This is a genomic window from Oleiphilus sp. HI0128, from assembly GCF_001635365.1.
The window spans coordinates 1-453 of the sequence record NZ_LWGG01000632.1 but is presented as its reverse complement, the minus strand read 5'-3'; the positions used below and the strand labels follow the sequence as shown (position 1 = coordinate 453).

At 42.6% G+C, this 453-nt stretch carries 1 protein-coding gene; it reads right to left on the bottom strand.

The window, feature by feature from the left end:
- The coding region (locus tag A3763_RS07920) for a NusA N-terminal domain-containing protein (RefSeq protein WP_304440802.1) at positions 1–453 on the bottom strand (453 nt) is incomplete at both ends.

Genomic DNA, 453 nt, shown 5'->3' with positions numbered 1-453 from the left:
CACATTATCTCGTGTTACTTTCTTCACGGTACCTGAAACAAGTTCACCGACGCGATCGCGATAACTATCGACAATCTTCTCTCGCTCTGCTTCGCGAACTTTCTGGACAATAATCTGCTTTGCTGCCTGAGCACCAATTCGACCGAATGAAATTGATTCAACCTGTTCGGTATGAATATCGCCTGGTTGCAGAGATGTATCTATTTCCTCTGCTTCCTGCATTGTCAACTCGGTACCCAAACCTGGAACAGCTTCATTATCAACGATAGTCCAATGCCTGAAGGTTTCGTGATCACCAGTCTTACGGTCGATCTTAACTTCAATATTGGCGTCTTCTTCGTCTTCGTAACGTTTTTTGGTTGCTGCCGCTAAAGCCAGTTCAATCGCTTCAAAAATAATATCTTTTTCAACACCCTTTTCATTTGAAACTGCTTCAACAACTAGCAAAATTTC